Raw genomic sequence first — 13,914 nt, forward strand, 5'->3', positions numbered from 1 at the left:
AGACAGTCTATTGCCTAATCCGCAGACCTAGAAAGCCGTTAATCTAAGCTTGCTTTTTTGGCCCAGCCCATCTCCCTATTGCCTGCGTTTTCGAGTACGAACGGGTACCGAAGCTAGAGATTATTATGACAAAGAAACGTGCACTTATTACTGGCGTAACCGGCCAAGACGGCGCCTATCTCGCTGAATTGCTACTGGAGAAGGGTTATGAAGTCCATGGCATCAAGCGCCGGACTTCGCTGTTCAACACGGATCGAATCGACCACCTCTATCTGGACCCACACGAGCCGAATCCACCGTTCCGCCTGCATTACGGTGATCTAACGGACTCTTCCAGCCTGATACGTATTGTGGGCCAAGTGCAACCTCATGAGATCTACAATCTCGCAGCACAAAGCCACGTGGCCGTTTCCTTCGAGGAACCAGAATACACCGCGAACTCTGACGGCCTCGGCACCCTTCGAATTCTCGAAGCGATGCGGATCGTTGGATTGGAAAAAACGACCCGGTTCTATCAGGCGTCGACTTCCGAGCTGTATGGCTTAGTTCAGGAAATCCCGCAAAAGGAGACTACGCCTTTCTACCCGCGTTCGCCGTACGCTGTAGCCAAGCTCTACGCATATTGGATCACCGTCAATTACCGCGAAGCCTATGGGATGTATGCCTGTAATGGCATCCTCTTCAACCACGAATCTCCCGTCCGCGGCGAGACCTTCGTAACCCGAAAGATCACGCGCGCTTTGGCGCGTATCCATTTGGGTCTGCAGGAGAGGCTTTATCTCGGCAATCTCGACGCATTGCGCGATTGGGGACATGCGCGTGACTACGTCGAAATGCAATGGCTGATGCTGCAGCAGGACAAACCTGAGGATTTCGTGATTGCTACGGGCGTGCAACATTCGGTCCGAGATTTTGTCAATGTCGCGGCCAACGAAGTGGGCATGACGGTCCGCTGGGAAGGAAGCGGCGTCGAAGAAAAAGGATATGACGCCAAGACCGGCAAGTGTGTCGTTTCGGTCGATCCCCGCTATTTCCGCCCCACCGAGGTCGCGACGCTTCTTGGTGACCCGTCAAAGGCCAAGCAGAAGCTTGGCTGGGAGCCCAAGACGTCGTTCGAAAGCCTGGTTCGAGAAATGATGAAGGAAGATCTCGAATCCGCAAAGCGCGACGAGCTCATCAAGCAGCACGGGTTTAGATATTACCCGCGCCACGAGTAGTTTTCGTGGATCAAGGCGAGCGATCCAAGCGAATGGGCGGCGCATTTTGATCCATCACGGAAACTAGCCGGAATGCCTCACGACCGACGAGAATCCCAATCGTCAGCAGCGCCTTTCAGGCCGGTATTCTTTTGCGCTATCGTATTGCCCTGTGCCATGGCCCCCGACCATCTGTGCGCAATCATGCGCCCCAAGGGCGCGCCTTCCTCCTTCTGCATCGAAATGTTCACAGAGAGCCGGCGCCACGCTGAGTTGGCAGACAGCAAGCTCAAGAGTGGCCGAATCTCCGGGCGGAAGCACAACACCGCACCCGCACGTGCTGCGATCATGTCGAGTTCGGCGTGAGCGAACGATCGGGCCGCAGCATGTCATACCATTTGGAAGATTGTCGTTCTGGTACCGTTCTTACCGCAGCCGAGCTTTGGAGCCGCCATCATTACGAACTCTTGAGGACTACTGCCATCGGCCCAGAATGGACGCGCGCTCAAGGCTTTGAAACCGAAGATGATCGCCGGCCCAGCACTAGGCTCGTGATCTGTCACGCTGGTTCAGACATTCGGGGCTAAGATACAACCGGCCCCGTCTCCGGACGAGAGCGGATGAATGAGTCGAACCGTTCGACAGCATCTATTCACCGCGCGCTCATGTAACAAATGAATAATCCAGAGCACCGAGGTGCGTGACGCCCGCAACCGTCAACTTATCAATTCCTCCAGCATAATGAATGGCCCATTCATCTCCTTCAACGGTTAGATAGGCGCTTGGGTCATAACCCTTGAAAAGTAGTTTGTCGTGCTCGGCGACAGAACTTGTATATACATGGAAGTCGGCAATCGTATCGTGCCCGTTGCCCTTGCTATAGACAAACGTATCGTTACCTCCGCCTCCGAACAGCCAATCATCGCCACCTGCGCCGTCGAGAATGTCATTGCCACTTGACCCTACCATTCGATTTGCAAGATCGTTCCCCGTTCCGTTCAAGCCTCCTTGCATCAGACTTAGATTTTCGATATTTGATGCGAGCGTATGCGAAACACCCCACACCTGAACTGTATCGACACCTTCGCCCGGTTTCTCAACAATGATGGTATTTGCAGAACCGACGACATAGGTGTCGTCGCCCGCACCGCCGACAAGAGTGTTGCCCGTCCCACCCGTCTTGAGATTGTCGTTCATGGCGGTGCCATAGACGTACTGATCGGCCCGGGTGCCGCTCCAATAGTTAGCGGCTGTACCGCTACTTGGCAGAGCTACCGGAAGCTGGAAGTTGTCACTCACGAAATCGGAAATCGCTGCCCCGCGAAAGACGAGCGTCTCATACGTCGTCAACGCGAGGTAGACATCTAATCCGACCTGGGTCATCGATGATTTGATGTCACTGAACGAGGTAAAGCTAAAGCCCGTTAGCGCAACGACATCATAGTCACCTGCGCTCCCTAATTCGAAATCAGTGATGATGTCAGATCCATTCCCCAGATTGACTACGAACTTGTCACCACCACCACCTCCCGTAAGAATGTCGTTGCCTTGTCCTCCAGTGATGACGTTTGCAGCTGAATTGCCGACGATGATGTTAGCTTGGCTGTTGCCGGTCCCATTGATTGTAGCCGCCCCGGTCAGGATGAGGTTTTCGACGTAGTTGGAAAGCGTGTAGGAGACCGATGCTCGCGCGGTATCAACCCCGCCCCCCGCAACCTCAACGATTTGGGCACTAGCATCCGTGACAACATACGTATCATCGCCAAGACCACCGGTCATGAGGTCGGCGCCACCATTTTCTCCTAGTAGATCGTTGCCGCTGGTCCCTGCGAGAGTGTCGGCGTTGCTTGTACCAGTAATCGTGCTAATTGAAGAGCCGCTCGACAGAAGCGTATAATTTGCCAGCGTGTATTCAGATAGCTGGTAGGCCTCAATCGAATCGATGGTCAGGGTCGCGGTAGATCCGGCGGCAGCAGCTCCGGCCCAGCCACCCATGGCGAGATTAGCGATCATGTACATCGCGGTGTTCATGTCTGCAGGCGTGGGAGCCTTGGCGATCTCGGCGCCATCGACAAAGAACGTCAGATCATACGGCGTCCATTCAACAGCAAAAGTATGCATTCCCGACGTAAGATCAGCCGTATTTGCCCAAGCGCCGGGAGCGGCCGTCGATCCAGTCGACGAGTGGACTTGCCAATGAACCTGATCCGGATCCTGCCCGAATGCCTCAAACACGTCGAGCTCGGCGCTGTACTGCCCATTGATCGGCAGCAGCCAAAAGGCAGGCCAGGCTCCCGTCGTGCTGGGCAACGTGGCTGACATCTCGAAATAGCCGTAAGTTTGGACGAAACTATTTTCGCTCGAGATCATGCCGGTGTAGAATTGCGCTCCGCCGACATATGAGCTGACGGTCGAAGGCACCGGCTGAGCAGTGATCAACAGCTCACCATTTTCGATGGAGAAGGGATTGAGACCAAGCGAGGTTGATGCTTGCGTTCCCGGCAAACCGGAGAAGCTGCTATCTACGTAAACCCCCTGCTCCCCACTCAGCAGGTAGCTGGCTGAGCCGCTCCACGCGTAGCTAGTACGCCAAGTCAAGCTGGGGTCCTGTCCGGCTGACAACGAATCGAAATTGTCGCCAAATGTCTTCACAACTCCCGAGAGCGGGATCACAATATCTACGTTGGCTGGTACAAGGTTTTGAACGTCGGCATGCTCAAGGGTGATCCTCTGGCCATTCTCGAGCGCAAGGTAGACATCAGTGCCAGCTTGCGTCATCGCAGCCTTTACGTCGGCGAAGGTCTTGAAGTTCGCACCGCTAATCTGAAGGATATCTCCGCCGGCTCCCGCAGTAAAATCAGTGATGACATCATTACCGTTTCCGGCTCTGATCACGAACCTATCTGCGCCGTACGCACCTGTAAGCACGTCGTCGCCAAGGCCTCCATCGATCATGTTGTTGCCGCCGTTACCAATAATGATGTTGTCAAGCGCGTTCCCGGTGGCCGGCGCCGAGTTGCTCCCGGTGAGGGTCAGATTTTCGACGTTCGGCGCGTTAACGAGACTATAGCCGTCATACTTTGTAGCTGAGATCGTATCGACACCTTGGCCAGCTTGTTCGACGACACTCGTGCTGCGGTCGTAAACGATATAGGTATCGTCGGCGGCGCCACCGACGAGAGTCACTGCCGCGCCGCTAGCCTGGAGCTTGTCATTTCCCGAGGTTCCATAAATCGTGCCGGTCACAGCAGCGGCTGGCGCATAGGTGGCGGTCGCACTTAGGGGCAGAGGATTGTCCAGTTGGACATTCGCCGCAACCAGCGACAAGACCGCAACATTCTTTAGCGTCACGGTTTCGGTGCTGGAGAGTGCTATCACCGCATCAGAGCCAACCTGCCTGGCAGCCGCCAACAAATTCGCGTATGTTGCGAATCCGTAATTCTGCACTCGCAGCACATCACCGCCGATGCCGGCTTGGAAATCGCTGACGACGTCCGAGCCAAATCCGTTAGCAACCACGAAGAGGTCACTGGCTCCGCCTCCAATCAACACGTCGTTGCCGGAGCTTCCAAATAAGATCTCGCTTGTTGGAGCCGGCGGTTGTGTCGCGGCGATGATCAAACTGGCGGTCGAGGTTGTTGTCAACGACCCATCTGATGCCGTGTAGTTGAAGCTGACGGGTCCATTGTAGTTCGCAGCCGGTGTATACGTCCAAGTACCATTGCCATTGTTAACAATGTTGCCGCCGCCAGTCGCCACGGTGAGCGAGGTAATCGATAGCGAGGAACTGTCGACGTCCGTTACTCCGGCCAGCAAGGTCGCAGCATTGATCGAATAGGCGACATCCTCCACACCAGCAGCGAGCGTCACCGACTTCGCCGCCGGGGCATCATTGACTGCCGCAAGGTTCAAGCTGGCGGTCGAGGTTGCTGTCAACGACCCATCTGATGCCGTGTAGTTGAAGCTGACCGATCCATTGTAGTTCGCCGCTGGCGTATACGTCCAAGTACCATTGCCATTGTTGACTATGTTGCCACCAGCGTTCGCCACGGTGAACGACGTGATCGATAGCGAAGGATTGTCGACATCCGTTACTCCAGCCAACAAGGCTGCAGCATTGATCGTATAGGCGACATCCTCCATACCTGCAGCGAGCGTCACCGACTTCGCCGCCGGGGCATCGTTGACCGCCGCAAGGTTCACGCTGGCGGTCGAGGTTGTTGTCAACGATCCATCCGACGCCGTGTAGTTGAAACTGACCGGTCCATTGTAGTTCGCCACCGGCGTATACGTCCAAGTACCATTGCCATTGTTGACTATGTTGCCACCACCGTTCGCCACGGTGACCGACGTGATCGATAGCGAAGAATTGTCGACGTCCGTGACTCCAGCCAACAAGGTCGCAGCATTGATCGTATAGGCGACATCCTCGATACCTGCCGTCAAGGTCACAGAGTTCGCCGCTGGCGCATGATTGATGGCGTCATCGAGGAGGAGAACATTCCCGGCGGTCAGTGAACTCAGTTTTACATTGCTGAGCCTAAGGGATTCGCTTGTTGACAGAGAGACAACGACGTCAGACCCGACTTGCTTCGCCGCAGCTTTGAAGGCGGCGAAACTTGCAAAGCCGTAATTCTCGACGCGCAGTACATCACCGCCTGCACCACCGGTGAAATCGCTAATGGTGTCGGAACCAAATCCCTTGGAGATAACAAACGTGTCGCTTCCGGCTCCTCCGGTCAACAAGTCGTTGCCGTTGCCACCAAACAGCACGTCGTTGCCGGAAGTACCGGTTACAATGCTCGCGTAGTCGACCTTCTGAGGCTTCGCCGAGGTGGCCGGTGTTGCCGATTTTGCCATGACTGTTCCCGCCGTTTGATGCGGGAACGATCCGAACTTTCCTCAAAGATTCGATTATCCAGATACAAACAAATTGAACTAGAACTCACCTGCCCTTCGCTGACTTAACGTTGAGCTAATGGGGTTCTCGGACAATCACCGACCTACTGCGCCCGTGCCTTGCTGGAGGCACATAAACCAGTATGCCTTAGGTGACTAGCGCCGCTGACACAATGTTCGGCACAATCTGGCCGCAGCTGGCGCGAGCCCTAGCCTTGCCCTCCCCATAACCGAGGCTTACCGTGGAGTTCGCCTGCTTCGGACGGCCTACTTGAAGTCAAGTTATGTTAGCAGGACATTTCTGGCCCAACTGAAACCAACCACTGTTAATTTAAGATTGAATTCTTCGGACGGACTTCTCCCATTGACTTCATTTTCCGAGGGCAGCGAATGAAAACTGGTCATGACAAAGAACGTGGACGGGCCACGCGCCTGTTTCGCTGAATTGCTCCTGCCAACGAGACAGAAGGTCCACGGCACCAAGCGCCGGACCTCTCTCTTCAACACAGCGCCGTATCGATCAGTCATCTGGATCCTCGCGAGCCGAATCCAGCGTTCCGCCTGCACTATGGTGAGCATATGCATTGTCGGCCAGGTGCAGCCCGACCAGATCTACAATCTCTTAGCCCAAAAGCCACATAGCCGTCTCATTCGATGAACCCGAGTATAGGCCAACTCCGAGGACCTCGGCACTCTTCGAATTCTCGAGGCTAAGCGATTGCGGGACACGCGCGTAACCATGTCGAAATGCAATGGCTGATGCTACAGCAGGAGAAGCCGGAGATTTCGTGATTGCTAAGGGCGTGCAGCATTTCTGTCCGAGATTTTCTCAATGCCGCTGCCAAACGAAGTGGGTATGACAGTTCTGATGAGGGAAGATCGCGATTCCCGCAGAGGGCGACGAACTCATCAAGCAGCGCGGATTTAGAGACTATTCAACTAGTATCCGCGACACGAGTGATAGCGGCGCAAGGCTCGACTGCTCGCTCTAAAGCCGGGACGGCCCCGAAGAGCGCTGCGGCCCTTCTGGCAAGGATTGGACAGTCTGGAGGATACGCGGCTTTTACTCAAACCGCCCGACGGGCGACTGCGAGCGCCAGTCGCGCAGAGCAGCCACAAGGTCAAATTGTCGAACGAAGCCGTCACTTTGCAATTTTTTCGGAACGATGTTGGTAGACCTAAAAAGCTTCAGGACACGCGCTCGATTGATCGGGGTCTTCAGGCCGAGCTTGGAAAGCAGCTCAAATGCTAGCCCTCCCAGAAGAATGAGGCTTATCGGAATTGTAAACTTCGGCTCTGGCAAATTGGCCACCCGGCAAAAGGCCGCGCAGATGCCTTCCGTCGTCACCGGTTCGTCGAAGGCAAAATTGTAGATTGTTACCATCTCTTCACTGCGGTGAGCGAACTCCAGCGAGGCGACCAAATCTTTAACATATCCGCAGGCCTTTTTGGTGTCTCTCCTGCCGGGGTAGAAAAATGCCCTTCTCTCTAGTGATCGAGCTAACCTGGTGAAGTTCCCACGTTCCTGAAACCCAAATACAACTGCCGGTCGGACAATGACCAGCTTTCGGTCCCTCGGCTCCTCAAGTTGCCAACTCTGATGAATTCCTTCGGCTAGAAGCTTCGATTTTCCATACGAACTCTCAGGATTAGGATCCGAGAATTCTGAAATCTCATCTTCACTCGGTCCGTAAACTGAGATCGAGCTAGTAAAAAACAACGTCTTCGCTTTTGCAACTCGGGCATATTGCGTCACGTTCAAAGCGCCAGATACGTTGGTCCAGTAGTACTCCCAGTCCTGCGGACCAGGCGTAACGTGCACAGCCGCAAGGTTGTAAATCTCGGTAACCCCAGTTGCCAGGTCCGTCGGAATTGGCGATCTTACATCGCAAAAGGTATATTCGACACCCTTGGACCTGAATCTCGGCTGCGGCGCGATATCCGCGCTCACGACTCGAGCATATTTGCCTGAAGTCACAAGCTCACGAGCAAGATGTGAGCCGATGAATCCGTGGCCGCCGAATATCACTGCAATTCTGCCCGCGATCTCCATTAGATGCCCCTGCTTCCCTGAAATGTCATGCCTTGCCAATTAACGCGAGATATCGGTTCATAATGCTTTGTTTGTTCATGCACTCGGCAACGAAAGTACGGCCGTTCACGCCTTTTCGCTCTAACTCGTCCTTTCTATCGAGAAGGCCGGTCACTGCTTCAAACAAGCCATCCTCGTCTCCCGGCGAAACGCAAATTCCTGCTCCAGAGCGCTGCGTGAGCACGTCAAGCGGACTTCCGGCCTCCGCTATACAAACATACGGCCGCCCAGCCGCCATGATTGAGAAGAGCTTAGATGGCAAAGCATAGTTCGCCACGTCCAGCGCCTGTGGCACCATGTGGAGCGTAGCGGCCTGCAAGCTAGGAACGAACTTGTCCGCATCCACCAGCGGAGAAAACCTGGTATTTGTCACGCCGGCCTGCTGAAACAGGCGAACGATCCGTTCTTTTTCTGAGCCGTCTCCCTGCATCACGACTTTGATGTCGGCCCGTTCGAGTGAAAGGCGTTTGATCAAGGGTAGAAGCTGATCCAGATTCTGCTTCTTTCCAAAATTTCCGGAATACATCAATGTTGGGGGGTGGACTGGAATGGGCGATTCAGACGCAGGTGAAGCCCAGATAGAGATGACGTCGATCGGGCTCGTACACCCGATCTTCTCAAGCTCGCTCTTCATTCCTTCGGTCAGTACGACAACCCGATCCGACCGATTGAGTACGAAGCTCTCCACTCGCTCCATCATTCGCAACATCAGAGGGTTCTTAGCAATACCAAGTGACCGCGCTAGCCCGCTTTCGATATCGTGAACGATGGTTAGCACCTGTGCGCCACTGATAAGTTTTACCAATAATGCAGCGAAGACGGTCAAAATACTCGGAACGTAGGCGATAACGACGTCTGGTCTGCTGAAACGTCCAAGCAATGCTTTCCGACAAACTGAAATTACAAAGCGAATGTCGTTCTTCACGCGCTCCTTGAAGCCGCCCGCGCCTCTCTCACTTACCCCGATTCGAGACACCTTGATGTTTTCAAAAGTCTCTTCGTCGCGGCTGCCATCGCTCCATGCACGGAAATTTTCTGCCGTGGGATAATGCGGTCGAAAAGCTATTGTGTGCAGCCGATGCCCCGCGCCCTGCAAATACCTTGCAAGGTCGGTACAATACGGCGCGGATCCTATTTCTTCCGGCCAAAAATAAGGAGACAAATAAAGAATAGTCTTTGTCAACTTAAAACCTCAGTCCAATAGCAATTATGAAACTACGACCTGACGATCGCATCCAGCCTGCGACCTCCGCTCTTCAGGAAATCGTTGTACGCCGCCGCCAAACCAGACCGCAGAGCAGTGTTCGGCCGCCAACCGAGCGCTCTAATCCTAGAGCTATCTAGCAGCTTGCGTGGCGTACCATCGGGTTTAGAGGTGTCGAAGACCAGCTTGCCCCTGTAGCCCACAACGTCCGCAACCGTTGCCGCAAAGTCAGCAATCGACAACTCGTCTCCACTACCGACATTGATTGGAAGATCGCTTGAGTAGTGCTTCAGAAGGAAAACGCAGGCATCCGCAAAATCATCGACATTGAGGAATTCGCGGAGCGGCGTACCGGTGCCCCACACCGAAACGCTGGGTGCATTGGCGAGCTTGGCTTCGTGGAAGCGTCGGATCAACGCGGCCGGGACGTGACTATGATCCGGATGATAATTGTCGCCCCGGCCGTAGAGATTGGTCGGCATCACCGAGATGAAATCGTCGCCATATTGCCGACGATACGCCTGACACATCTTGAGGCCGGCAATCTTGGCGATTGCGTACCACTCGTTGGTGGGCTCAAGTGGCCCCATCAGCAATTCGCTTTCGGCGATCGGCTGCTTGGCGTGCTTGGGATAGATACAGGACGAGCCGAGGAACAGCAGGCGCCGCACACCAACCGCGTGACTTGCGCGGATCACGCTCAGTTCCAGCGCAAGGTTGTCGCAGAGAAAATCTACCGGGAAATTGTTGTTGGCTGCGATACCGCCAACCTTTGCAGCGGCATGAACCACGACGTCCGGGCGATTGGCCTCGAGCCATCTGAGCGTAGGTTCTTCCTTGGTCAGATCCAGCTCACGCCGATCAGCCGTCAGCACGGTGCAATTCTCTGACGCAAGCCTGCGGACAACAGCTGATCCCACCATGCCCCGGTGACCCGCGACGAAGACACGTTTGCCCGTGAGATCGTAGGTTGAAGCTCCTGTCATCGTATCCTCTGTCAGCATCCGGCCGGATGGATCGCACCACCTTGCGAGATCCAGCGACCGGTCGCTTTACGCAATCACGCTGCCGATGCAGCCCCGCCGAACTGGTAACACAATCTTCACCATGCGACAGCCTGCCCCGGCCCGACAAAGATATTCATGGTGAACCTGCGCTGCGCGCACAAAAGATCAGCACACAATGAAACAAAAACGAGCAAGGCAGCCGCATCAATTGTGCGACTGCCTTGAGGGTGTCGTAGAAAACTGCAGCCGCCGCCCGGTTTACTTGAAACTTAGTACGCCCGGCGCAGGACAGGACCGACAGGTGCGCAAACCCGGTCCACGTACCAGCCATACGGCGTTTCGACGCGCACCAGCGGGCAACGACGCCAAGGCACGTACCGATATGGATAGGGCTGCGCCCAGAATGTAACAGGGGTCGCTTGGCTCTCGCCCGTGAGCAAGGCCGCCGGCGCGGGCATCTGCATTGCGGCGCTCGCGCCGCTCGCTGCGCAGAAGGTAACAGTTGCAGCCAAAAGACCTGTTCGCATCAACGTCTTAAACATCCCAAAAAGCTCCTCGCGCCCTGCGGATTTTATCCCCGAATGCGCTCGTCAGATCCGAGCCGACCGACGTTCCCAGTCGTGAGGCCGCTCCGCGAGCAGCCCAAATAGCAAGCCGAACTTTACCAAGGCCCCCCGCGGAAATGCAACCGATCCCGGCGCAGCCTGGGTGTCTCGGAACGATATGGCGCCCAAGTGTGGCTTCTTGGTTCTATTTGTCCTCGCCCCAAGCGCCCGGGGGCGCGAAGTGGGGTGAACGGCGGTACACATCCCGTAGGAATTGGTAGTTGACCGCCTGGGCCAAGGGCACCCCCTCCTCTCCAAGCTTGGCGAAGAGGAGGATATCCCGAAGCGTCCGCCAGCGACTTTCGTCGTAGTCGCCGATGCGGCCGCCTGTGGGCAGCACCAGCGGGCGCTGCTGCTGCAGCTCGAACTTGAGCCGCTCGGAATTCAGCCGAGCCGGGCCTGCGCCGGCGAGAACGGGCACGCTCCGTGCATAGTCAGCGTAGGTAAATTGCCATCCGCGAATCAGGCCCTGAAGGAAATCAGCGACGAGGGACGGCTTGTCATGAATCAGATCATTGCTCGCGAAATAGACCTGGCCTGGGACGTGGATGCCGTAGTCCTGAGGTTTGATGACGTTCAGCTTCACGAAGGTCGAGCTCGAGGGATCGGGCTGCTCGTCGATAGCGGAAATGATCGCATCCACCTCCCCGTCCCTCAACGCCTCGAAGCTGTCGCGGTCTGGGATCTTCGTGATCCGGCTTCGAGGAAGCCCGAGCTGCGCCATCATGGCATCAAAAACGACGTCTCCCTCACTCGCCCTACGATACCCAACCCGTTTTCCGACCAGATCAGTCGGCCGCCGCAAGCCGGAGTTTTCGAGTGTGAAGATCGCCACGGGGGTATCGAGGAAGCTTGCAGCGAAGGCTGTTACGGGAACGCCACGCCAGCTTGCCAGCAGGAAGTTCTGGCCGCTCGTCACACCGATGGCATGTTGGCGTGCAATGGTTTGGACGAAGTCAGGGTCTTCGGGCTGTGCCGACACCTCAATCCGGGAGGAAAAATATCCCTGCGTCGATGCAGCGAGCTCGCCGGCAAACCGCGCGCCATATGGCCCGTCAAGGAGGAGCTTGAGCGTGACGGACTTGGCAGCTGTGGGAGCGCGTATGGGGGCCTCATCGGGACGATAAAGGAGAAGCACAGCTCCCACCAAAGCCGCGGCGGCAAGGCCAACGGCGAAGTAAGGCTTTCCTCTCGGCCGACTGCGACGCCGGTACTGAGTTCGAGGCAACGAGAACTTCCTAGCGGGACATGAAATTTAACATATCAGTCTACGCGAAATGAGTTACAATGCAGCTTATCGGGTAAGGTTAATTTCCCCTTCGCCTTGTTTTAACAGCGGTTTCGACTGATAGCACGGGTTGTCCGCGTAGTGAATTTTGCGTCAATGGATTTGGCAGGATGACGATTCTTTCTACTCGGCCGGTACCCGTCCCTGATTCTAGAACGGAAATTAGCGTGGTCGAGCCAGCTGGATTCACAGCTGCAGGCTTTGCACCTAGCTGGCTACGTCCTGTAGTTGCTGAACGCTTAATGATGGTGGTCGATGCGACGCTGATCGTGGTCAGCGGGATTGGCTGCGCGGTCGGCTATCTCTTGGCGACCGCGGGTGTCGTCGGGAAGGCCGAAGTCTATGCGGCGGCTAGCATTCTGGTTGCCATTAATTTCGTCCTTCTCACTATTGTGCAGCAGGGCTACCAAATCAAAACAATCACCGACCGCCCGCGCACGTTCCGGATGACGCTGACGACCTGGACCGGCCTGTTTGGCGCGTTGCTTGCTATCGCCTTCACAATGAAGGTCAGCGAGGGCTTCTCCCGCGGCGCCACGATCTCGTTCTATCTCGTCGGCCTTTTCCTGCTGCTCGCCTGGAAGACAGTGGCGGCGCGCTGGACTGCGCATGCCTTGCGCAGCGGTGCCTTCGCCAATGGCCGCGCGATCATGATCGCCGAGTTCGGCCTTGCCACCTCTTCCAACGCGGTCGACGATCTCGGCCAGCACGGCTACCGCCTGATGCGCCTGATGGAGATCCCGGCTAAGAAGCTCGCCTCGCCGCTGCTGCTGTCCTCGCTGGCGCCGCGCTTCGAGGAGCTGATCAACTACGCGCGCGAGCACCGGATCGAGCACGTCTTCCTCCTGATCAACTGGAGCCGGCAGCATGCGATCGACAGCATCCTGGACGCGCTGAAGATCCTTCCCGTGCCGGTGCATCTGATGCCGGACCCCAACACGGCGCGTTTCCTGCGCTATCCGCTTTCCGGTACTGGCAACACCTTCACCGCCGAGCTGCGCCGCGCCCCGCTCACTTACCGCGAACGCGCGCTCAAGCGCGCGCTGGACCTTTCCGGTGCGAGCGTTGCGCTGTTCGTGTTTGCGCCGGTGATGCTGGTGACCGCGCTGCTGATCAAGCTGACCTCGCCGGGCCCGGTGTTCTTCCGCCAGACCCGCCACGGCTTCGGCGGGCGCGCATTCAGGATCTTCAAGTTCCGCACTATGCGCGTGCTCGAGGACGGCCCGACGATCGTGCAGGCGCAGAAGAACGACCCGCGCGTCACGCCGATCGGCAAATGGCTGCGCAAGACCTCGATCGACGAGCTGCCGCAGCTCCTCAACGTGCTCAAGGGCGACATGTCGCTGGTCGGCCCCCGCCCGCACGCGGCCGCTCACAACACCGAATATGAGCAGATCATCGGCAACTACGCCTTCCGCCACCACGTCAAGCCCGGCATCACCGGCTGGGCCCAGGTTAATGGTTACCGCGGAGAAACCCGCACACTCGAGCTGATGCAGAAGCGAGTAGAGTATGACCTTTGGTACATTAATAATTGGAGTATTTGGCTAGATCTCTCAATCCTGGTGAGAACTGCCTTAATTAGTTTTGGCCAGCCGACCGCATACTGATCGACGTCATCAA

Annotated in this window: 7 protein-coding genes and 1 pseudogene; 3 read left to right on the top strand and 5 right to left on the bottom strand. The window is 56.2% G+C overall.

Going from position 1 to position 13,914, the window contains the following annotated elements; all coding sequences use genetic code 11:
* Positions 1–125: 125 nt before the first annotated feature.
* Positions 126–1,217 carry a GDP-mannose 4,6-dehydratase gene (gmd, locus tag DCG74_RS35290; RefSeq protein WP_172785766.1) on the top strand — a complete coding sequence of 364 codons (1,092 nt, stop codon included), beginning with the start codon at positions 126–128 and terminating at the stop codon, positions 1,215–1,217.
* Between the two features lie 642 nt (positions 1,218–1,859).
* On the opposite strand, the gene DCG74_RS35295 is transcribed toward gmd, so the two are convergent.
* Entirely contained in the window at positions 1,860–6,056 is a 4,197-nt protein-coding gene (locus DCG74_RS35295; RefSeq protein WP_172785765.1) for a cadherin-like domain-containing protein, read from the bottom strand.
* A 442-nt stretch (positions 6,057–6,498) separates the two neighbouring features.
* Between DCG74_RS35295 and DCG74_RS39100 the strand changes: the two are divergent.
* Positions 6,499–6,816 (top strand): annotated as a pseudogene (locus DCG74_RS39100) (GDP-mannose 4,6-dehydratase); the annotation flags it as partial.
* A gap of 342 nt (positions 6,817–7,158) precedes the next feature.
* On the opposite strand, the gene DCG74_RS35300 reads toward DCG74_RS39100, so the two are convergent.
* The 4 genes from DCG74_RS35300 to DCG74_RS35315 all read right to left on the bottom strand — a co-directional run bounded on the left by DCG74_RS35300 (position 7,159) and on the right by DCG74_RS35315 (position 12,141).
* Entirely contained in the window at positions 7,159–8,148 is a 990-nt protein-coding gene (locus DCG74_RS35300) for an NAD(P)-dependent oxidoreductase (RefSeq protein WP_172785764.1), read from the bottom strand.
* A gap of 25 nt (positions 8,149–8,173) precedes the next feature.
* Positions 8,174–9,370 carry a glycosyltransferase family 4 protein gene (locus DCG74_RS35305; protein ID WP_172785763.1) on the bottom strand — a complete coding sequence of 399 codons (1,197 nt, stop codon included), beginning with the start codon at positions 9,368–9,370 and terminating at the stop codon, positions 8,174–8,176.
* A gap of 32 nt (positions 9,371–9,402) precedes the next feature.
* On the bottom strand, positions 9,403–10,377 hold the full coding sequence (locus DCG74_RS35310) for a GDP-L-fucose synthase (protein ID WP_172785762.1): 975 nt from the start codon (positions 10,375–10,377) through the stop codon (positions 9,403–9,405).
* Positions 10,378–11,148: 771 nt separating this feature from the next.
* Complete coding sequence (locus DCG74_RS35315; RefSeq protein ID WP_257187483.1) at positions 11,149–12,141, bottom strand: ABC transporter substrate-binding protein; 993 nt, start codon at positions 12,139–12,141, stop codon at positions 11,149–11,151.
* Positions 12,142–12,401: 260 nt separating this feature from the next.
* On the opposite strand from DCG74_RS35315, the gene DCG74_RS35320 reads away from it, so the two are divergent.
* Positions 12,402–13,901: an undecaprenyl-phosphate glucose phosphotransferase gene (locus DCG74_RS35320; protein ID WP_246708837.1), complete on the top strand. Its 1,500-nt coding sequence runs from the start codon at positions 12,402–12,404 to the stop codon at positions 13,899–13,901.
* The last annotated feature ends 13 nt before the right edge of the window (positions 13,902–13,914 follow it).

Source organism: Bradyrhizobium sp. WBAH42 (assembly GCF_024585265.1).
Classification (GTDB): Bacteria; Pseudomonadota; Alphaproteobacteria; order Rhizobiales; family Xanthobacteraceae; genus Bradyrhizobium.

Coding starts and splice junctions, on each gene's coding strand:
- gmd (WP_172785766.1), top strand. CDS start 126: ATGACAAAGAAACGTGCACTTATTACTGGCGTAACCGGCCAAGACGGC.
- DCG74_RS35295 (WP_172785765.1), bottom strand. CDS start 6,056: ATGGCAAAATCGGCAACACCGGCCACCTCGGCGAAGCCTCAGAAGGTC.
- DCG74_RS35300 (WP_172785764.1), bottom strand. CDS start 8,148: ATGGAGATCGCGGGCAGAATTGCAGTGATATTCGGCGGCCACGGATTC.
- DCG74_RS35310 (WP_172785762.1), bottom strand. CDS start 10,377: ATGACAGGAGCTTCAACCTACGATCTCACGGGCAAACGTGTCTTCGTC.
- DCG74_RS35320 (WP_246708837.1), top strand. CDS start 12,402: ATGACGATTCTTTCTACTCGGCCGGTACCCGTCCCTGATTCTAGAACG.